Origin of the sequence: Paraburkholderia sp. CI3, from assembly GCF_050436505.1 — a bacterium.
Lineage (GTDB): Bacteria > Pseudomonadota > Gammaproteobacteria > Burkholderiales > Burkholderiaceae > Paraburkholderia > Paraburkholderia tuberum.
Window position 1 is genome coordinate 923723 of the sequence record NZ_JBNDMI010000002.1, and the last position, 19801, is coordinate 943523.

The 19801-nt window shown below is 65.4% G+C and carries 13 protein-coding genes; 3 read left to right on the forward strand and 10 right to left on the reverse strand.

Annotation, left to right across the window (positions count from 1 at the left end; genetic code table 11):
- Positions 1–116: 116 nt before the first annotated feature.
- Both OKW29_RS07115 and OKW29_RS07120 read right to left on the reverse strand, forming a co-directional pair.
- On the reverse strand, positions 117–1319 hold the full coding sequence (locus OKW29_RS07115) for an AAA family ATPase (RefSeq protein WP_429290486.1): 1203 nt from the start codon (positions 1317–1319) through the stop codon (positions 117–119).
- A gap of 181 nt (positions 1320–1500) precedes the next feature.
- A complete protein-coding gene (locus OKW29_RS07120) occupies positions 1501–1770 on the reverse strand; it encodes a hypothetical protein (RefSeq protein WP_429290487.1) in 270 nt (89 codons plus the stop codon).
- Between the two features lie 1325 nt (positions 1771–3095).
- Here OKW29_RS07120 and OKW29_RS07125 point away from each other — a divergent pair.
- Both OKW29_RS07125 and OKW29_RS07130 read left to right on the forward strand, forming a co-directional pair.
- Positions 3096–4523: a sigma 54-interacting transcriptional regulator gene (locus OKW29_RS07125; RefSeq protein ID WP_429290488.1), complete on the forward strand. Its 1428-nt coding sequence runs from the start codon at positions 3096–3098 to the stop codon at positions 4521–4523.
- Positions 4524–4939: 416 nt separating this feature from the next.
- Positions 4940–7597 carry a mechanosensitive ion channel domain-containing protein gene (locus OKW29_RS07130; RefSeq protein ID WP_429290489.1) on the forward strand — a complete coding sequence of 886 codons (2658 nt, stop codon included), beginning with the start codon at positions 4940–4942 and terminating at the stop codon, positions 7595–7597.
- A 41-nt stretch (positions 7598–7638) separates the two neighbouring features.
- Here OKW29_RS07130 and OKW29_RS07135 read toward each other — a convergent pair whose 3' ends face one another.
- The 7 genes from OKW29_RS07135 to OKW29_RS07165 all read right to left on the reverse strand — a co-directional run bounded on the left by OKW29_RS07135 (position 7639) and on the right by OKW29_RS07165 (position 17260).
- Positions 7639–9900 (reverse strand): ATP-dependent DNA helicase, encoded by a 2262-nt coding sequence (locus OKW29_RS07135; protein ID WP_429290490.1) that lies wholly within the window; start codon positions 9898–9900, stop codon positions 7639–7641.
- On the reverse strand, positions 9897–11666 hold the full coding sequence (locus OKW29_RS07140) for a VRR-NUC domain-containing protein (RefSeq protein ID WP_429290491.1): 1770 nt from the start codon (positions 11664–11666) through the stop codon (positions 9897–9899). Before OKW29_RS07140 ends, OKW29_RS07135 begins: the two co-directional genes overlap by 4 nt.
- 69 nt (positions 11667–11735) lie before the next feature.
- Positions 11736–12320: a LutC/YkgG family protein gene (locus tag OKW29_RS07145; RefSeq protein WP_429290492.1), complete on the reverse strand. Its 585-nt coding sequence runs from the start codon at positions 12318–12320 to the stop codon at positions 11736–11738.
- Positions 12307–13710: a lactate utilization protein B gene (locus OKW29_RS07150; RefSeq protein ID WP_429290493.1), complete on the reverse strand. Its 1404-nt coding sequence runs from the start codon at positions 13708–13710 to the stop codon at positions 12307–12309. The genes OKW29_RS07145 and OKW29_RS07150 overlap by 14 nt, the downstream gene beginning before the upstream one ends.
- A complete protein-coding gene (locus OKW29_RS07155) occupies positions 13707–14450 on the reverse strand; it encodes a (Fe-S)-binding protein (protein ID WP_429290494.1) in 744 nt (247 codons plus the stop codon). The genes OKW29_RS07150 and OKW29_RS07155 overlap by 4 nt, the downstream gene beginning before the upstream one ends.
- Before the next feature lie 154 nt (positions 14451–14604).
- On the reverse strand, positions 14605–15351 hold the full coding sequence (locus OKW29_RS07160) for a FadR/GntR family transcriptional regulator (protein WP_429290495.1): 747 nt from the start codon (positions 15349–15351) through the stop codon (positions 14605–14607).
- Positions 15352–15445: 94 nt separating this feature from the next.
- The gene (locus tag OKW29_RS07165; protein ID WP_429290496.1) at positions 15446–17260 is read right to left on the reverse strand and encodes a S10 family serine carboxypeptidase-like protein; all 1815 of its coding nucleotides are present in this window, start codon (positions 17258–17260) and stop codon (positions 15446–15448) included.
- A 215-nt stretch (positions 17261–17475) separates the two neighbouring features.
- Here OKW29_RS07165 and OKW29_RS07170 point away from each other — a divergent pair, with 215 nt between their 5' ends.
- Positions 17476–18465: a ferritin-like domain-containing protein gene (locus OKW29_RS07170; protein ID WP_429290497.1), complete on the forward strand. Its 990-nt coding sequence runs from the start codon at positions 17476–17478 to the stop codon at positions 18463–18465.
- A gap of 68 nt (positions 18466–18533) precedes the next feature.
- Here the strand turns inward: OKW29_RS07170 and OKW29_RS07175 are convergent, their stop codons facing one another.
- Complete coding sequence (locus OKW29_RS07175) at positions 18534–19727, reverse strand: pyridoxal phosphate-dependent aminotransferase (protein WP_429290498.1); 1194 nt, start codon at positions 19725–19727, stop codon at positions 18534–18536.
- Positions 19728–19801: the final 74 nt, after the last annotated feature.

The window sequence follows — 19801 nt, forward strand, 5'->3', positions numbered from 1 at the left end:
CTCTTCGCGCAGGATGAGTCTGGCCCGCAGCGCCAACTGCAGCCGCAGACGATCATCCTCCGGATCTCGAGGTTCACCAGCAGAAGACCGGGCTAGAGCAGCGAGTAGACGTCGTCCTAGCCCCCCGGCTTCAATTGCGGCGGTAGGTTCGGCCACGTCGCGAGCAACCTGCCGAGCATGCTCCTGCGCCGCTCCGCACCCGCGGGCCACAGCATGTTCGCGAGCAGCACGATGCCTTGCGCGAGCCCGCTGTCGCGCGCGCACGCGACGAGCGGCACGCCGCGGCTGAGCGCATCGTTGACGTGCTGATCGTCGCGCGGCAGTTGATGCGCGACCCTCGCGCCGAGCGTGCGTTCGAGCATCGGCAGATTGATCTGCGCGTCCTTGTCGTACTGGTTGACGACGACCCGCACCTTGCTGGACGGATGCCCCAGTTCGCGAAAGATATCGAGCATGCGGCGCGCGCCATGCAGGTACAGCGGGTTCTGCCGCACCACCATGCAGATCGCGTCGCTATGCGCGAGCGCGCGGATCGTCGACGGATTCAGGCTCGGGCCGACGTCGATCAGCACCGCGTCGTAGCGCTCGCGCACCAGCGTCAGAATCCGGTCCAGCTGACCGGGCAGCAGTTCGGCGGCCTTCAACGGATCGCCGGCGCCGGCGAGCAGATCCAGGTTCGGGCACACGTGCATCGCGCACGCGTCGAACAGCGCCGGGTCGAGTTGCTCGTTGCGCGAGCACAGATCGACGAGAGTCATGGGCGGGGGGCGATTCGCCATCAGCAGGCTCCCGTCGGCGAATTGCTGGCTCAGGTCGATCAGCAGTACGCGCCGCTCACGCCGCGCGGCGAGCGCGCACGCGAGGTTGACCGCGATCAGCGTGGTGCCGCTACCGCCCTTGCTCGACGCCAGGGTGACCATGCGCGCGTGGCGGCGCTCGGGCTCGCGGCGCCGCGCTTCGATCTGCGCAAGCGCATCGACGACGGCCTGACGATCGAGCGGCCACGACAGCACCTGCCGCACGCCGACGCGCAGCGCCGCGCCGATCAGCGCGGTGGACGGCGCCGACGTCACCAGCATGCAATGGAGCATCGGCGCGCAGGCGAGCGTTTCCTCGATGCCGTCTAGTCCGCGGACGCTCAGATTGGCGTCGTCGACGATCAGCAGGTCGGCGCCGCGGACCACGCGCGCGTGCATCGGCAGTTGCCGGGCCGGACCGAACGCGGTGCGCAGCCGGTAGCGCACGCCGCTCTCTTCGAGCCGCACGACGATTCGCTGCGCGTTTTCGATGCTCGCGGCAATCAGGAAGATGTCGATCATGGCAGCTCTGCGGCGCTTGGCGCGTCATGCGCGGGCTTTTATTCCAGTCGTCTGTTCACGATTGACGACGCAGGCTTCGGCGCGAGTTCCTTACCGCGACGCTCCTCCGTGAAAACCATGAGCCGGCAAACGGTGCTATCGAATTCCTGCGCGGTCGCTGCGAGCCGACGAGCGGCAAGCGTCAGACGTCGGTTTCAACGTCGTCGCGCCGCTGCGCCGCGCTGCGTTCAGCGCGCACCGGCATGGCGTACAGCGCGTCGCGCAGCAGGTCGCGGCGGATCTCGGCTTGCGCTCGGCGCTCGAGCGCCTCGGCGACGACGAGCGTCAGCAGATCGACCGACGAGCCCGCCGCCTGCGCGAAAAAGCGCGCGCGCGATGCCGCGACATACCGCCGGTAAGTGCTTCTGGTTCCTCCCGAAGCGGCCGGCCTGCGAATCAGTTGTGGTTTCATGTCAACCCCCGATGTCGAGCAGATTTGCGCCAGGTCACGCCGTCTGGTCTCAGCGCCCCGGCCGTTGGGCCAGGTCGCCGTGCCCGTGCCAACCCACGGACACGGCCCCTGGTTCACCTCGTACATTCGTCTCTCTGTGGAGACTAGCGTCTCTCCCCGCTTCGTCGCGCCGGCCGGTCCTGATCCGGCGCTGCCCCTTCCCTTTGCGGCGCGTCGCTCGCAAAGGTTGCCAGCGCGTTGCCTGTCGTTATCGCCACCCTTTTCGCGTCGTGAGGACAAAAAGTCGAAAAGGAAAAACGGCGAAGTCGTTGCCCTTTTTTCGTCCGGTTTTGAATGGCCGCCAAACCGGTCCGCCACTCACCCGTTTTCTAACGTATTCAAGAAGGCCCCGCCGCGCTCCCGCAAACACCTGATGGCTTCCCCGACCACGTCTGCGAGTGTCTTTTTTACCGCCGGTCTTTTTTAATCCGGTTTTCCCCGTACCGTCGACCTGGCGGCAAAACATTTTTCTGTGCAGACCTTATTGCAATGGTTATGCCAACACGCGTTCGAATCGGTAAGGCGCCCGTCACGGCTTCACGTTGCCGAGAAATCGGTTTGCTTTTGACGCAGTGCGAGCCTGCCCGATTTTTGGCGTGGCGCGCATTGATTCGTTTCTGACACGCCAAATCGCCGCGCGCTGGCCGCAAAGCGCGCCTCCCGCTCCGTCTCGCCAGCCTGCTGACTCGCCGCGGGGCCAGCCACACGCGGCTTCGCCGCTCCTTCCGGCTGGCAAAGCGCCCCACCCGGCGCGGCAAAGCGCATTCGACTCGCGCTGTCCAATCTGTCGCAAGTGTGAAACATGACTGCTCGCGCCCCGTCCGTTTTAGTCACGCCTTAATACCAGAGCAATTGCTACGCAATGTGCGATTGCGCGCATAACCGGCCTTGACCGCTTATTCATTAGTGATCCGTGTTAATCCGAAAATCCAACACGCATTCTTCATCCCTGTTTCTTTGTCTGGCGCTTTTAGGCGCTTTCGCTTATCGTTAGGCCATGCGCCAATCAGAGCGCTTGTATCGGGTCAACGAGGCAAGCCACGGTTCAAGTGGTTTTCACGGTTCGGGGAAAAAATCGCCGGGCAGTTTCAGCAATGAACGACAAGGTCGCCGCCATTGCATGAATCGGTCCGCCATGCAGCGCGTTCCGGTTCGCGCCGCGCTTGAAGCGTGTCCCTTGTTCGTGATTGCTGCTGTCGTGAATGCGTCGCAGCCGGAGTGCAGCAACTGGCCGCCTGAATCTCACAACGTCGCACGGCAATCCTGAGGATCGAACGGGGGGAACCATGACTACGACTTGCACACCGGCCGATATGGAACGCACGGTTCTGTACGTGGCGAACGCGCCCGACCAGATACTCGTCGAGTTTCTGGCCGCGTCGGGATGGCAAGCCGTGCACGCAAAAAGCACGGCCGTGGCGGAACGCATGATCGAACGCGGCAACATCAAGGTCGGTCTCGTTCAGTTGCCCGAAGATTGCACGTCACAGCAGCTCTCCGCGCTCGCGCTGTGCATGCGCCGCGTCGAAACCAACTGGGTCGCGCAGATCGTGCCGGGCCAGGCCGACAACGAGCTGGTCAGCCGTTTCATCCTCGATTACTGCTTCGACTTCGTCACGCAGCCGTGGCTCAACGAGCGGCTCGTGTTCGCGCTCGGCCACGCGCATGGGCTGTCGAGCCTGCGTCAGCCGCGCGTCGCGCCGGAGCCGTCGCTCGGCCGCCACGGCATGGTCGGGCAATGCGAGCCGATGCAGCAGCTCTACCGGCGCATCGACAAATGCGGCGTGACCGATGCGCCGGTGTTCATCGCGGGCGAATCGGGCACCGGCAAGGAGCTGACCGCTCGCGCTATTCACGACCGCTCGCCGCGCGCGGGCCGCACGTTCGTCGCGATCAATTGCGCGGCGATTCCGCCGAGCCTGTTGCAGGCCGAACTGTTCGGCCACGAGCGCGGCGCTTTTACCGGCGCGCTGCAACGCAAGCTCGGCCGGATCGAGAGCGCGCATGAAGGCACGCTGTTTCTCGACGAAATCGGCGACATGCCGCACGAATGCCAGGCGGTGCTGCTGCGCTTCCTGCAGGAAGGCACGATCGAGCGGCTTGGCGGCAACGGTCCGATCAGCGTCGACGTGCGCGTGATCTCGGCCACCCACGTCGATCTGGAGCGCGCCGTCGAAGACGGGCGTTTCCGTTCCGACCTCTATCACCGGCTGTGCGTGCTGCGCCTCGTCGAGCCGCCATTGCGCGAGCGCGGCGGCGACATCAAGCTACTCGCCAATTACGCGCTTAGCATGTACAAGCAGGACGGCGCGCGCAAGCTGCGCGGCCTGTCGAGCGACGCGATCGTCGCGATGTCGAACTATCCGTGGCCCGGCAACGTGCGCGAGCTGATCAACTGCGTGCGCCGCGCGGTCGTGATGAGCGAGGGCCGCTTCATCACCGCGAGCGACCTCGGCCTACCCGAAGCTGACAATGGCCCGGCGGTCACGCTGGCGGAAATCCGCAGCAAGGCCGAAAAGGATGCGATCGAAAACGCGCTGCTGCGGCACGGCTACAAGCTGTCCGATGCGGCGGCCGAACTTGGCATTTCGCGCGCGACGCTGTACCGGCTGATGCACGCGAACCGGCTGCATCAGGAGCCGGCCGGACGCGGCGCGAGCAGCGGCCCCCATGCCGATGACCAAGCAGAGCGCCAGACCTCTTCAGTGGCATAAGCGCGGATTTAAGCGTTTTTTGTAGTGAACGCTTAGCAGCGCACGGTCACGGCGATTGAGCATTCCCGACTTTCCCTGCTCTGCCCGCACGTAGTGTGGTCGTCGAGAACATCCTCGCGCCGCCGCCAGCATTGCCACCCGGCAAGCGGCCTCCTACCTCCTGCGCCGCCCCGCTCACGGGGCTTTCCGGGCAGGCTTTCTGCTGCCTTCGACAGGCCTGCCGGCCATCATCGGCTATCCTGTCGGGTGAACGCCCCGCCCGACGGGCGCCGCTCTCGCGGCCCTTTCGCCCGTCCGGCGGGCCTCCGCCGCAGGAACTTCAGCGCCCCGCCCCGTGTCGGTCCCGGGTCACCCCGCTGAAACAGCCCATGTTCCGGCACAATCGTCCGCACTGGCTTCATCCCGCTTTACACCCTATGCCAAAATTTCTGCGTGTCTGTTTTTTCATTTTTCTGCTCGCCGGCGCGGCGCCCGTATTCGCCGCCGCGCCTGAGCCTGCCCATCCCACGCCCGCGACACCCGCTTCCGCCGCCGTCACGCTGACACCTCAGCAGGCCCGCGACGCGCTCGCTGTCCTGAACGACCCCAAACGCCGCGCGCAAGTCGCCGATACGCTGCAAGCGATCGCCGCGGCCGGCGCGTTGAGCGCGCCGCTCGCATCCGCGCCGGCGGCGGCGTCGGCGCCCGCCGCCGCAAGCGGCGCAGCCGCGCTCGTGCCGGACGCGTTCAAATCCAATGGCCTCGCCTCGCAACTCGCGCGCGAGGGCGCGCATTACGCCGGCTATCTCGCGACCTCGCTGCGCGGCTCGATCGCCGCGCTGCTCGACGTCGCGTCGGTGCGCGCATGGTGGAACTGGCAGTTCGCCAATCCGCACGCGCGCACGGTGCTGTTCGAGGTGCTGTGGTCGCTGCTGGCCGCGCTGATCCCCGCTCTGGTGCTCGAATGGCTGGCGCGGCGGCTGCTGCGGCGCGTCTATCGGGCGATCGCCGCGCGCCGCGAAGCCGCGCTGCAGGATGACAACGACAACTCACCGCCGCCCGCGCACGCCGCCGGCGCCGCGCCGGCAGGTCATCCGCCGACCAGCACGCCGCCGCTGCCCCCGATGTCATCGGTGCCGTCAGTGCTCGAAGCGCAGGCGCAAGCCGTCGCGACTGGCCCGGACGCGCCGTACGCGACACCATCCGCCAAAGGCCGCGCCATCGAAGCCGAAGGCAAGCGCAACGCGACGCACCACTGGACGCTGCTGCAACGTCTGCCGCGCGCGTTGCTGATCACGCTGGTGCGGCTCGTGCCGATCGCGGTGTTCCTCGGCGCGGCGAGCGCGCTGATGTCGATCTTCACCGGCAACGGCACGCCGCAGGATCGCGCGCTCGATTCGCTGATCGACGTCTATGTGGTGTGCCGCTGCGTCGTGATCGTCGGCGCGTTCTTCCTGCAGCCGAGCGCACCGCGTCTGCGGCTGCTGCGCATGGGCGATGCGTGGGCCGCGTTCGTGCTCGACTGGATCGTGCGAATCGTCAGCGTGGTGGGCGCCGGCGTCGCGCTAGCCGAAGTCGCGCAGGCGCTTGGCATGAACGACGCCGCGCATCTCGCGCTGCTGAAAGTGGTCGCACTCGCCGGTCACGTGATGATCTCGATCCTCGTGCTGCGCTGCGCGAAACCGGTCGCCAACCGGATCCGCAATCGCTTCGCCGCTCACGAGTCGTTAGAGATGTTCGGCAACGCGTTCGCGGACGCGTGGGCCGTGGTGACCGTGGTCATCGTGATGGGCCTGTGGTTCGTCTGGGCCTTCGACGTACGGAACGGCTTTCACGCGCTCGTGAATATCGGCGGCATGACGCTCGCGATACTGATCGGCGCACGGCTCGTGTCGATCGTGATCTTCGGCGCGCTCGCGCGCATCTTTCATGTGCAGGACGAAGCGTCACACTCGCTCGTGCATCAGCACGCCTACCGATACTATCCGGCGCTGCGGCGCGTGATCGGCTGGATCATCGGCAGCGTCACCGCGCTCGTGCTGTTGCAGGCGTGGGGCGTCGACGTCATCGATCTGTTCCGCAGCGGCACGATCGGCCACCGGCTCGCCTCGGCGCTCGCGACGATCGCCGTCGCCGCGATCATCGCGCTGGTGGTGTGGGAGCTCGTCAACGTGTCGGCCGAACGTCGCCTCGATAACTGGACGAGCAGCGGCGATCTGGTGCGCGCCGCGCGTCTGCGCACCTTGATGCCGATGCTGCGCACCGCGCTGTTCTGCGTGATCGCGCTCGTCGTCGTGCTGACCGGCCTGAGCCAACTCGGCGTGAACATCGGCCCGCTGCTCGCGGGCGCGAGCATCTTCGGCGTCGCGCTCGGCTTCGGCTCGCAGAAGCTCGTGCAGGACTTCATCACCGGCATCTTTCTGCTGATGGAAAACGCGATGCAGGTCGGCGACTGGGTCACGCTCGCGGGCGTGTCGGGCACCGTCGAATATCTGTCGATTCGCACCGTGCGGCTGCGCGGCGGCGACGGCTCGCTGTTTACGGTGCCGTTCAGCTCGGTGTCGACCGTGAACAACACGAATCGCGGCATCGGCAACGCGGCGGTGCGCGTGAATATCGTGTTCGGCCAGGACGTCGAGCGCGCGATCGACACGCTGAAGGAAATCGGCGCATCGCTGCGCACGGACGACAACTTCAAGGACGGCATCCTGGCGGACTTCTCGTTCTGGGGCGTCGATGCGGTCGACGGTTCGGCGATCACGCTGGCCGGCCAGATGCAATGCCGCGATACGTCGCGCTGGGGCGTGCAACGCGAATTCAACCGACGCATCCTCGAACGCTTCAGCGAACTCGGCATCGAGATCGCGAATCCGCAGCGTCATCTGCTCACGTGGGACCCGGCGAGCAAGGCCAAGTTCGACACAGCCCTGCCGCGCGAACGCCATGGCGACCGGCCGGACGGCGACGCCGCGGGGGACGGCCACGCTCCGCACAAGGGCGACGCGCCGCTCGACGACCAGATCCCTGTTGATTCGAACCCGGCCGGCGGCCCTGGTACGCCCGGCAATCCGGGCTCGACCTCGCCGCACGCGTGACGCGTCGCGCGTCGTGCGCGTAAAGGTTCGCTAGCGCGGCGCTAGCGAACCTGCCACCAGCGCGGCAACAGGCGCCGCACTTCCGGCCTGCGAAAGCGGTCGTCGATCAGATGCACGACGCCGCGGTCCTCTTCGGTGCGAATCACGCGCCCCGCCGCCTGCACGACTTTCTGCAAACCCGGATACAGGTACATGTAGTCGTAGCCATTGCCGAAGCGCGCATCGAGCGCGCGGCGCATCTGCTCGTTGACGTCGTTGATCTGCGGCAGACCGAGCGTCGCGACGAACGCGCCGATCAGTTGCTGCCCGGTCAGATCGACACCCTCCGAAAACGCGCCACCGAGCACCGCGAAGCCAATGCCCTGATTCATCGTCCTGAAGCGCGCGAGAAACGCATCGCGCGCGGCTTCGTCCATGCCGGGTTCCTGGGCCCACACCGGCAAGCCGGGATGCCGCTCGCGCAGCAGCGCGACCACGCGTTGCAGATAGTCGAAACTGCTCAGGAACCCCAGATAATTGCCGGGCTGGGAGTCGTACTGCTTCGCGATCAGCTCGACGATCGGCGCGAGCGAGCGTTCGCGGTCACGCCAGCGGGTCGACACATGAGCGGCCACGTGCACCTGCAACTGCTCCGCGCGAAACGGTCCCTCGACGTCGAGCCATTGCGTGTCCTCGGCTAGCCCAAGTGTGTCGCGATAGAAATGCTGAGGATTCAGCGTGCCGGAGAACATCACCGTGGTACGCGCGGCCGCATAGCGTGGCGCGAGGAACGGCGCGGGGATCACGTTGCGCACGCAGAGCGTCGCACTGGTTTTGTCGCGCGGCGCGTAGCGCTCGGCGCTCAATGTCACGTCGAACATCGAGTGCTCGCCGAACTGCTCGGCGAGCGCGACGAAGTGCATCGCGTCGAAGAAAAGCCGCAGCGCATGTTCGTCGATCGACAACGGCGCGTCGGCGAGCTGATCCGTTACCGCGCCGATCAGATTCTGCGCGGCGGACAGCAATTTGCCGGGCACCTCCGCATACACCTGATAGCTGGACGTCTGCGTGCGCTTCACCGCATTCCACTCGCGCTGCAAGCGTTCGAGCGGCTTCTTCAGCGCCACCGGCGCGCTCTTGCGCGCGAGCCGGAACGCGCCTTGATCTAGCGACGCGGTATACATGCGCCGCGCGCGTTCGAGCAGGTTGTGCGCTTCGTCGACCAGCACGCCGACGCGCCACTGGTTGATCTGCGTGAGCGCATGCAGCATCGCGCTCCCGTCGTAGTAGTAGTTGTAATCGCCGACGATCACGTCGGCCCAGCGCGCGAGCTCCTGCGACAGATAGTACGGACAGATATTGTGCGTGAGCGCAGCCTCGCGCACCGCCGCGCGATCGAGCCGTGGCGTCGCCAACGCGGCGGCGCGCGCCGCATCGAGACGGTCGTAAAAGCCGCGCGCGAGCGGACAGGACTCGCCGTTGCAGGCTTTGTCCGGATGCTCGCAGGCTTTGTCGCGCGCGACGAGTTCGAGCGTTCTGAGCGGCAACGGCGCGCTCTGGTGCAGCGAGTCGATCGCATTGAACGCGAGCGCGCGGCCCGGCGTCTTCGCGGTCAGAAAAAACACGCGATCGAGCCGGTCTTCGCCGCAGGCTTTCAGCAACGGAAAAATCGTCGCCAGCGTCTTACCGATACCGGTCGGCGCCTGCGCCATCAACGGCTTGCCGTCGCGTGCCGCGCGATACACGGCCACCGCGAGCTCGCGCTGCCCGCGCCGAAACCGCCCATACGGAAACTGCAACGCGACGAGCGCCGCGTTGCGCGCGACGCGATGCGCGTCTTCCTGCACGGCCCAATCGAGAAATCGTTCACACTGGTCGACGAAGAAGATTTCGAGTTCGCGCGCGCTGTGCTGCTGCGTCAGCACGGTTTCCTTCTGACTGCCGATATCGAAGTACACGAGCGCGATCGTCAGCTCGCCCAGCCCGCGCGCCCGGCACAGCAGATGCCCATACACGAGTGCCTGCGCCCAATGCAGCACGCGATGATTCGCGGGCATACGCGCGAGATCGCCGCGATACGTCTTCACTTCTTCGAGCCGGTTCGCGATTCCGTCGTAGCCGTCCGCGCGGCCACGCACGGTCAGACTGCGATGCGTGCCCGTCAGCGTGAGTTCGGTTTCGTAGCCGCTCGCGCGACGGCCGGCGACCATCTGATGACCCGCGATGCCTTCGAGCGAAGTCGGCGCGGGCGTGAAGCGCAGATCGAGATCGCCGCGCCGAGCGGTGAATTCGCACATCGCACGGACGGCCACCACGTAGCTCATACGACGCGCTCGGCTTCGGCTTGCGTCGCGGCTTCCGCTTCGCTCTGCGCCTCTTGCCCGGCCCAGCGCACATCGACGACGCGCACCGGCATGCCGTGCTGCGCGCAGTACGCGAGCCAGCGGATCTGGTTGTCCTGCAGACGATCGCCGGGGCCTTTCACCTCGATCAGTTCATAGCGACGCTCGGCCGGCCAGAACCGGATCAGGTCGGGCAAGCCCGAACGATTGCCGCGAATGTCGCGCAGCAAGCGCTCGAAGCACAGCTTCAGATGCGCGGCGGGCAGACAGTCGAGCGCGGGCGCGATGAGGTCAGGCGTCAGCAGTCCCCAGAACACGAACGGCGACTGCATGCCGGCCTTGTCGTGCAGATGCCGCAGAATCGTGTCGCGATAGACGCCGCTATCGAGCTGCGCGAAGCACGCGGCGAACTGCGTGGCGCGACGCGCGTGAAAGTCCGGCGCGTGCAGATCGGCCGGTCCGCGTTGGAACGGATGAAAAAACGCGCCGGGCAACGCCGTGAACACCGGCTCCCAGCACAGCAGGCCGAACATCGAATTGATCAGCGCGTTCTCGACGTAGTGCACCGGCGCGGCGTCGCTGCTCAAATGATCGCGCACCAGGTACTCGACGGCCACCGGCGTATCAGGCTTCGGCAGCACCAGCGTGCCGCGCTCCACAGGCCTCGCCGCTGGTGCGCGCGGCACCGGCTCGCCGCACTTGCGCCGCAAGCGCGGCAACATCCGGGCGACGCGCTGCGCCTCTTCTTCGCTCTCAGGCGCGGCATCGGCCTGCGAGGCCAGCGCCAGCGCTTCGCCGTAACGCTCGCTGCGCTCGAGCACGCGCATGCGTCGAAGACGCGTGCCGGGCCAAGCGCACGCGTCGTACACCGCGAGCGCGGTGTCCCACTGCCCGCGCCGCTCGCAATCCTGGCCGATCCGGAACAGCAGTTTCGCGCGACGCATTTCGAGCCACGGATTCGCGGTGCCGATCGAGCGGACGGTCGCGATCAGTTCGTGAAGGGAGGGGGTGTCGGTGTCGACCGGTAGCCATTCGAGCGCTTCGCGGCACGCGTGCAGCGCGAGATAGACGTCGACGTCCGCGCGTTGCTGGAACGCGCGCGACAAAGGCCCGAACGCGACCTTCTCGTACTGGAACACGCCAAGATCGGCGAGCACGAACTCCGACCAGTCCTGATGCAGATTGCCGAAGAACATCAGGCGCAAGCGATCGCACAACGGCGCGATCGCGACGTGCAGCACGCGGTCCGTAGAAGCGTCGTGCCAGGCGGCGAGCGGACGCGATGTGCACGCTTGCGCGTCGCCGCTTGCGGTTTCATGAAACTCGCGCAGCGTTTCGAGCAGATCCGGTTTGCGCAAAGCCTTTGCGCCGGGAATCCGCGCGATCGCGTCCGCGAAGATGTCCAGCAATTGCGCACGCGTGCTGAGCGCAAACAGGTCGTCGAGAGACAGGGCCGGCTCGGTGTCGATCCAGCGATGCACCGTCATCGGCATCGCCGCCTGCAACGGACAGCCGATTTCGTCGTAAGCCAGGCGGCTCGCGCGGAACAGCATGCCTTTGCGCATCAGCATGCGCACGAGCAGCGCACGCGATGCCTGCGGCAACGTCGCGAAAGTTTCCAGAAAAGCGTGCTCTTCGTCGTCGAGCAGATCGTCGTAACGCGCGGCGAGCCACGCAAGCGCGCGCTCGAAATTCAGCAGGTAGTAAGGGGCTTCAGAGCGGATCTCTGAGCGAGCATCGGTTGCCACGGACTTTGTGCGGGACCTGTATGTTTATACAGTGATGATAGCAAAGTCCGGCGCTGCGACCGCCGCGCATCAGCCCGCGAGCCACACGACCGTCAGCGAGCGCACGCCCTGCGCGCCGCGAATCAGTACGCCCTCGATATCGGCGGTGGCCGAAGGGCCGGTAACGAGCGCCGCGTAGCGCGCCCTGCGGAAATCGTCGCGACGATAGACGTCTTGCAGTCCATCGAGCAATTGCGCCGGATCGAGCAGCACGACCAGATGCTGGACGATGTAGCCCAATGCATTGACCACATATTCGCGCTCGCTAAACCACACCGAGCCGGTTTCGGCGACGCCAAAGCGCGCACGGACCAAACCGACGTCGACGTCCTGCAGCGATGCGGGGGCCGTATCCGCGCCGATCACGCGCGTGCCCGGCACTTCGGCGCTCGCCGATGCGATCGATGCCGTCGCGCCAAAACGCTCGCGGATCAGATCGCTGACGTCGCTCACGCTGGCCGCTTCGACGCAAGTGCCGCCCATCGTTTGCAACGCCGCCGTGAAGCGCGCCCGCAGATCGCCGCCAACCGCTTCGAACAGCGGCACGTCGGGACGCGGCCGCGCGGCCGGTTGCGCGGCGCGCACCTTGGCGAGAAAAGCTTCACGCGTTGTCATCGCCGCCTCCGCGATTCTTTTTGTACCAGGCATGAAAAGTCAGCTTCGGCGCCTCCGGCAATTCGCGCTGCCGGCCCCAGATATTCAGAGGGTTGTACAGCACGAAATTCGGCAGCCGCCGCAACGCGCTGCCCATCGACGACACCGTCGCGCGATACAAGGTCGGACTCGATAGCAGACGCCCCGCCATCTTCAGGACCTCCTGCTTCACGAACGGCACTTCGTGCTGCTCGGCGATCACCGCGCGCCACTTATAGATCTGCTCGTGAATGTTGATCTTCACCGGACACACATTCGTGCAACTGCCATTGAGTGTCGATGCGAACGGCAACGCGCTATAGCGTTTCAGATCGAACGTCGGATTGATGATCGCGCCGATCGGCCCCGAATAGGTGCCGCCATACGACAGGCCGCCGCTGCGTCGATAGACCGGACACGTATTCATGCACGCGCCGCAGCGTATGCATTTGAGCGAGTACCAGAAGTCCTCCATCGCGAGCCGTTCGGAGCGGCCATGATCGACGAGGATGAAATGCATCTCGGTGCCCGGCCGCGGCGCACGAAAATGCGACGTGTACTGCGTGATCGGCGAACCCAATGCGCTGCGCGACAGCATGCGCACGAACACGCCGAGATCCGACACCTTCGGTATCAGCTTCTCGATTCCGATCGATGCGATATGCAGCGGCGGCACGTTCGCCGAAAGATCGGCATTGCCTTCGTTCGTGCAGACGACGACCGTGCCCGTTTCCGCCACCGCGAAATTGCAGCCGGTCATGCCAGCCGTTTTCTCGCGCACGAAATACGGCCGCGTATTCATGCGCTGGCTTTCCGCCAGATAGTGGATATCACTATTCTTCGGATCGGTGCCGATGGTCCGGCCGAACAGCTCGGCCACGTCCGCGCGCAGCTTGTGCACGGCCGGCACGACCATATGACTCGGGTCCTGATGATCGAGCTGCTGGATGCGCTCGCCGAGGTCCGTTTCCATCACGGTAATGCCGCGCGGTTCGAGATACTCGCGCATCCGGCATTCGTCGGTCAGCATCGACTTGCTCTTCACGAGCGTCGTCATGCCGCGCCCGGACATCAGCTTGTGGACGATCGCGTTGTGCTCTTCCGCGCTCGCTGCCCAATGCACGACCACGCCATTGGCCTCGGCCGCCGCCGCGAACTGCTCCAGGTAGTCGGCCAGATGCGACAGCGTGTGTTCCTTGATGCCCGACGCCAGCGAGCGCAACGTTTCCCATTCGGCAATGCCGTGCGCCTGCGCGTCGCGCTTCTCTCGCAGGTCCCACAGACGCTTGTCGTGAAACGCGACATGCTCGGTCTTGCTGATGAAAGAACCCGCGGCTTTGGCGTGATCGATGCGGTGATGGTCGCCGCTCATGCGCGTGCTCCATTGAGAACCTGCGCGATATGAATGAAGCGCGCGTCGGCTTTCATGCGTTCCGCGCAACCCTGCTGGTGCATCAGGCACGACATGTCGCCCGAAACGATGTACTCGGCGCCCGCATCCAGATGGTCGCGCACCTTGTCCTGCCCCATGCGCACCGACACCGCCTCTTCGGTGACCGAGAACGTGCCGCCAAAACCGCAGCATTCGTCGGGCCTCGCCGGCTTGACGAACTCGATGCCCTTCACGCCTTCGAGCAACGCGCGCGGCTTCGAAAACGGCGTGCCGGCGATTTCCGACGCCGACGCCTGCTTCAGATGACGCAGCGCGCTGCAACTGGTGTGTAGACCGACGCGATGCGGAAATTCGGCCCAAGGAAATTCGCGCGCGCCGATCACGTCGTGCAGAAACTCGACCAGGTCGTAAGCGCCTGCGCGTACTTTCTTCACTTCGTCGGTCTGCTCGAGCGCGGTCAGATGTTCGCGCACGTGATGAATGCAACTCGCGGACGGCCCGACGATGTAGTCGTAACCCGCGAAGTTGCGCGCGAATAGTCGCTCCGTGGCGGCGGCGTCCGCATGCGCGCCGCTATTGGCCATCGGCTGGCCGCAGCAGGTCTGCTGCTGCGGATAGTCGACCTCGATGCCGAAACGTTCGAGCAGTTCGAGCGTCGCGATACCGACCTCAGGATAGAACGCGTCGATAAAGCACGGGATAAACAGCGCGACTTTCATAGGCTCTTCAGGAAAAGCGGCGGGAACGATGTCTGTCGACCGGTGTGGCCGGTGTGGCCTGGCTGGCCGTCTTGGTCATGTTGGTCTGACCAAGACTATAAAAAAGTCCGTTGGCGGTGTCAATTCGGACGGCGCGGGCCTTGAAATCAGGGAATCAGGAAATCACCGCGGCCGACGGCTTCGTCGCATCGTCCTTGTAAATCTCTCGCACGAACGCCAGATGCCGCTCGGCGGCCTTGCGTGCCTTGGGCGCATCGCGTGCGACGACCGCGTCGTAAATCGCCTGGTGCTGGCTCATCAACTGCTTTTCCATCGCGTCGTCGTAATCGATCAACCGATGATACTGGCGCATGCCCTCGCGAATCAGCGTATGAATGCCGTGCATCACATGCGCCAGCGCGACATTGTGCGTGGAGTCGGCGATCGCGAGATGAAACGCGGCATCGAGTTCGGCGAGATTCGCGCGATCGCGCGCGAGCGACGCGGCCTTCAACGCCTCGAACGCCGCGCGGATTTTCTTCAGATCGGTGGCAGTTGCGCGCTGCGCGGCATAGACCGTCGAAATCGCTTCGAGCCCCTGGCGCAACTCCAGAATGTCGGCACTGGTGCGCGGATTCCGCAGCAACAGTTCGGCAAGCGGCTTCGAGATGATGGGCGCGGTCACGTCGACCACCGTGAAACCGCCGCGCCCCGACGTTTCGATGTAACCGTCCGCCTCCAGCCGGATCAGCGCCTCGCGCAGCGATGGTCGCGACACGCCGAGCTGCGCCGCGAGATCGCGCTCGGCCGGCAGACGGTCGCCGGGCATCAGCGTGCCCTCCGAGATCAATTGCTTGATCTGGTCGGACACCACGTCGGAAATGCGCTTGCGCGCGAAGGACGGAATCGGGGTGAATGGCATAAGCGGCGAACGATGAAGCCGGTTGACAGAGCGCGCGGCTACTCCACGGTGCGGGGAATTATACCGTTCGACACCATGCGACGATTCGCCGATCTCAACGCGGCTGCGCCGTATAAAAGCTCACGAGGTCACGCTTCATCGCGTGCAGCGCGGCATCGTCGAGATACACCATATGGCCGGTCGGATAGTAGGCGATGCGCACGTTCTCGCGCAGCGACCGATCGAGGCCGAGATGCGCGAGCGCATATTCGGTCGCATAGAACGGCGTGGCGAGATCGAAGTAGCCGTTCAGCGATAACACCCGCAACTGCGGATTCTGCCGCATCGCTTCGGCCAGATCGCCGCCCGCGTAGGGCAGCTCCAGCCGTTCGCCCCACCATTCGCGATGTTTCCAGTCCCATTGCTTCAACGCGTCGTCGCTGAACACCAGGTAACGGTCGGTTGGCGTGTAGTGCAGGTCGTCCGACAGATGCTGATGAAGCGCCGCATTGAACGCATTCGACACGCTGCTCACCGACGCATCGAAGTCCGGATCCTCCGATGCATCGTCGTAGTTCAGGCCTTCGAAACGCGCATCGTAGCGGCCCACGCTGCGCGACTCGTTGCGCAGCAACTCGTTTCGAAAACGCGACGGATAAAGACGCAGACGGTTACGCTTCACGAAACCCACGTCCAATCCGGTGAAGTACGCGATGCGCGCGGCGATCGCGTCGCGCTGATCGTCGGGCAGCGCATCGCCCTGTTCGAGCGCCTGCGCATAGGGTCCGCGGGCGAACGCGCGTGCTTCGTCGAGAAAGGCCGGCAGGCTCGCGGGCTTCGGCGTGACCTTGTCGTGATACCACGCGATCGCCGCGAAACTCGGCAGATAACTCTCGCTCCTGAAATCGTTGCCAGGCGCGAACGCCGCGGAATTGAGCACCGACGACAGCAGGATCACGCCGTTCAGCGCGATATTGTTCTGCCCCAACTGATAAGCGAGCATCGCGGCGCGCGCGGTGCCATACGATTCGCCGAGCAGGTACTTCGGCGAATTCCAGCGCTGATTCACCGTCAGATAACGGTCGATGAATTGCGCAAAAGCACGGACGTCCTGATCGACGCCCCAGAAGTCCTTGCCCGTGCCATGCCCGACCGGTCTCGACAGGCCCGCGCCGACCGCGTCGATGAACACGAGGTCGCTGGTGTCGAGGAGGCTATCGGGGTTGTCGTCGAGCGTGTACGGCGCGGGCGGCGTGCTCGCGGGGCTCGCGGTGCGCACGCGTTTTGGGCCGACCGAGCCCATCATCAGGAATACGCTGCCGGCGCCTGGGCCGCCGTTGAACAGAAAGGTGATCGGACGCGTCGCAGGCGTCCTGCTCGGCACCGTGTACGCGACATAGAACACGCTCGCGTTGGGCGCGCCGGTCTTGTCGTGCAGCAACAGACTGCCCGCGCTCGCCGTGTAGTCGAGCTTGCGGCCGTTCAGGCGAAGCGAATGCGTGGTGACGCTGGTGGTTTCGGGCGGCACGGGAATCGCGGGCGTCGAAGCCCTGTCGTTGCGAGGCGTTGCCGTCGCGTCGGCCGAGTCCGGTGCATTCGATGCAGCCTGCGTGTCGCCACGCGCAGCCGTCCGCTTGCGCGGCTCGCCGTTCGGGCGCGCCGTCATCGCGTGCGGCTCGCTCGATTCGCCGACCGGCGACGCGTTCGCCTCCGGCCCCTGGCGTGGTGCGATCGGCGCGAATGCGGCGGCGTCCGTGCTTCCCCCCGTTGCCGTCCTTTCCGAGGTGCTCGACGCATCGGCCTGTTCGGCTGCCATGCACCGTTCGCCGAACGGCACCACACCAGCGACAGAAAGCGTCACCGTCAGCGCGGCGGCCGGTAATCCGGCTGTCAGCAAGCGGCGCAATGAAGAAGAGAAGCGATGAATCATGAAGTTTTCCGCGACGAGTCGAAACGCGCTGGAATCGGGCTAGCCGGGTTCGGGAGCACACCCGGCGCTCGATTCTTGACGCAAGTTTGCGCGGCGTCAACCGTCGGCGTCACAGCACGCCGAACATTACAAAGCGCTTTTTGCTCGACGTGGCGCAGACCTGCGCAGTCATGGCAGAATCGACAGCGCCTTCGTCGCCTTGTCGAGAATACCCAATGGACCAACTGGTACTGGATGCATTCGACGCTGCCGCGCTGATCCCCGGCTTTCGCGCGCCGCAACTGCCGCACGAGCAGCCCGACCCCTCGACCCTCGAGGCCGCCGACCACGCGATGCGGCACTGGACTAGCACCGTCAACGGCCCGCTGGCGCCCGGCTCCGACGTGCACCGGCAGGAAATGTGCCGCATGTTTCGCGAGACCTTCAATCCGTATCGCCCGTCCGTGCTCGCATGGCCGCAGCTCGAAGCCGCGACGCTCAAGCGCATCGTCGATCTGCCGATCTGGGACATCGCCGTGCAAACCGAAGGCAGGGCGCGCCTGCGCATGGCCGCCTACGCGGCCACGCTCGACACCCCGGAGCTGCGCGACGCACTTGCGCTGAACGCGTGGGAAGAGAACCGCCATAAGGAAGTGCTGTCGCGCATGGTGCATGCGTATGGCATCGCGCTCGCGAGCGAGCCGTCGTACGTCTATCCGAAAGACACGGAACGGGCTTACCTCGTGACCGGCTATAGCGAATGTATCGACAGCTTCTTCGCGTTCGGCCTGTTCGAGGTGGCGCGGCGCTCGGGCCTGTTCCCGCCGGCACTGACCGAGACATTCGAGCCGGTGATGCAGGAAGAGTGCCGCCATATTCTGCTCTTCGCGAACTGGGTCGCGTGGCATCGCGCGCAGCTTTCATGGTGGCAGCGCATCCGCTTCGAGCTCAAGGTGGCGGGCGTGTGGGCGTTTCTGGTGTGGGAGCGCATTGGGCTCGCACGTGCGATGGATGGTGAGGGCAACGTCCACGAGCACGATAACAACTTCACGGTAAACGGCGCGCAGTCGGTAACGGATGTCGATATCAGCGTGCCCGAATTGATGCAACTGTGTCTTCAGGAGAATGAGCGGCGATTTGCTGGGTATGACCCACGGCTGTTGCGGCCCGAAACGATGCCGCGGCTGGTGCGCTTCGGCTTGAAATTCGTGCGCAGGAAAAAGTAAGCCGCGCCGAACGCACTGCCCAGCCACCTTCGGCTGGCCGTGGTGACCACCGACCGGATCGTCGCAATCTACAACCCACCGCCCTCTCGGTCCCGCCCCCCTTCCACGAACCGCGCGATCCTCTCGCACGCCTCGATCAATCGATCCTCGCCCACCACCAGCCCCAACCTCACGAAGCCGTTCGCCGTCTCCCCGAACGCACTCGCGTCGAGCACGGCCACGCCTTGTGCGCGAAACAGCTGCCATGTGAACTCGGTCGTATCGAGCCCGGTCCCGCTGACGTCGACCATCATGAACATGCCCGCTTCGGGCAACAGGCACCGCAAGCCCGGCACACGATGCAAGCGCTCGAACACGACGTCGCGCCGCCGCCGGTAGATCTCGCGAATATCGGCGACGATCTCCGCCCTGTTCTCCAAAGCCGTCAACGCGGCCTGCTGGATGAAACCCGGCAGGCCGTACAGCATCGCGAGCGCGAGCCGCGCCATGTGCTCGATCAGCGTCGCGGGCCCGATTGCCCAGCCGACGCGCCACCCCGCCATCGCATGCGACTTCGACAGGCTGCCGAGCGTGACCGTGCGCTCCGCCATGCCGGACAACGACGCAATGCTCACGTGATCGCGTTCGAACGTGAGTTCCGCATACACCTCGTCGGACAGCACCCACAGGTCGTGCTTGCACGCGAGCCGCGCGATGCGTTCGAGATCGGCGCGCTGCATCACCACGCCGGTCGGGTTGCACGGCGTCGCGAAGAATATCGCCCTCGTGCGCGGCGTGATCGCCGCTTCGAGCGCGTCGCAGTCGACGTGAAACGCGCGCGCCGGATCGACCGGCACCGCGACGAGCGTCGCACCCGCCGCGCGCACGCAGGCCTCGTAGGTCAGGTACATCGGCTCGGGAACGATCACTTCGTCGCCCGCTTCGAGCAGGCACAGCGACACCGCGAACACGCCGTTTTGCGCGCCGGCGGTCAGCACCACGTTGGTGGCGCTCACGTCGCAGCCCGTCGTGCGCGCGTGCTCGGCGGCAATCGCGGCGCGCAGCGGCTCGCGACCGGCCATCGCCGTATAGTGCGTGTCGCCGGCCCGCAACGCATCGATGGCGCGCTCGACGATCGGCGCGGGCGTCGAGAACTCGGGATCGCCGACGCTCAGCACGATCACGTCTTCTCCCATGGCAGCCGCCTGCTGCGCGACCCGATGAATTTCCCACGCCGACGTGCGCCGCCCTTGCAGTCGCTCGACCAGATTCGAATACTTCATTGCGCTCACCCGTTGTTGTGCGATCCGTTCCGCCGATCTCTTTCCAATTGACCGCGCCAATGTATAGGCACGCC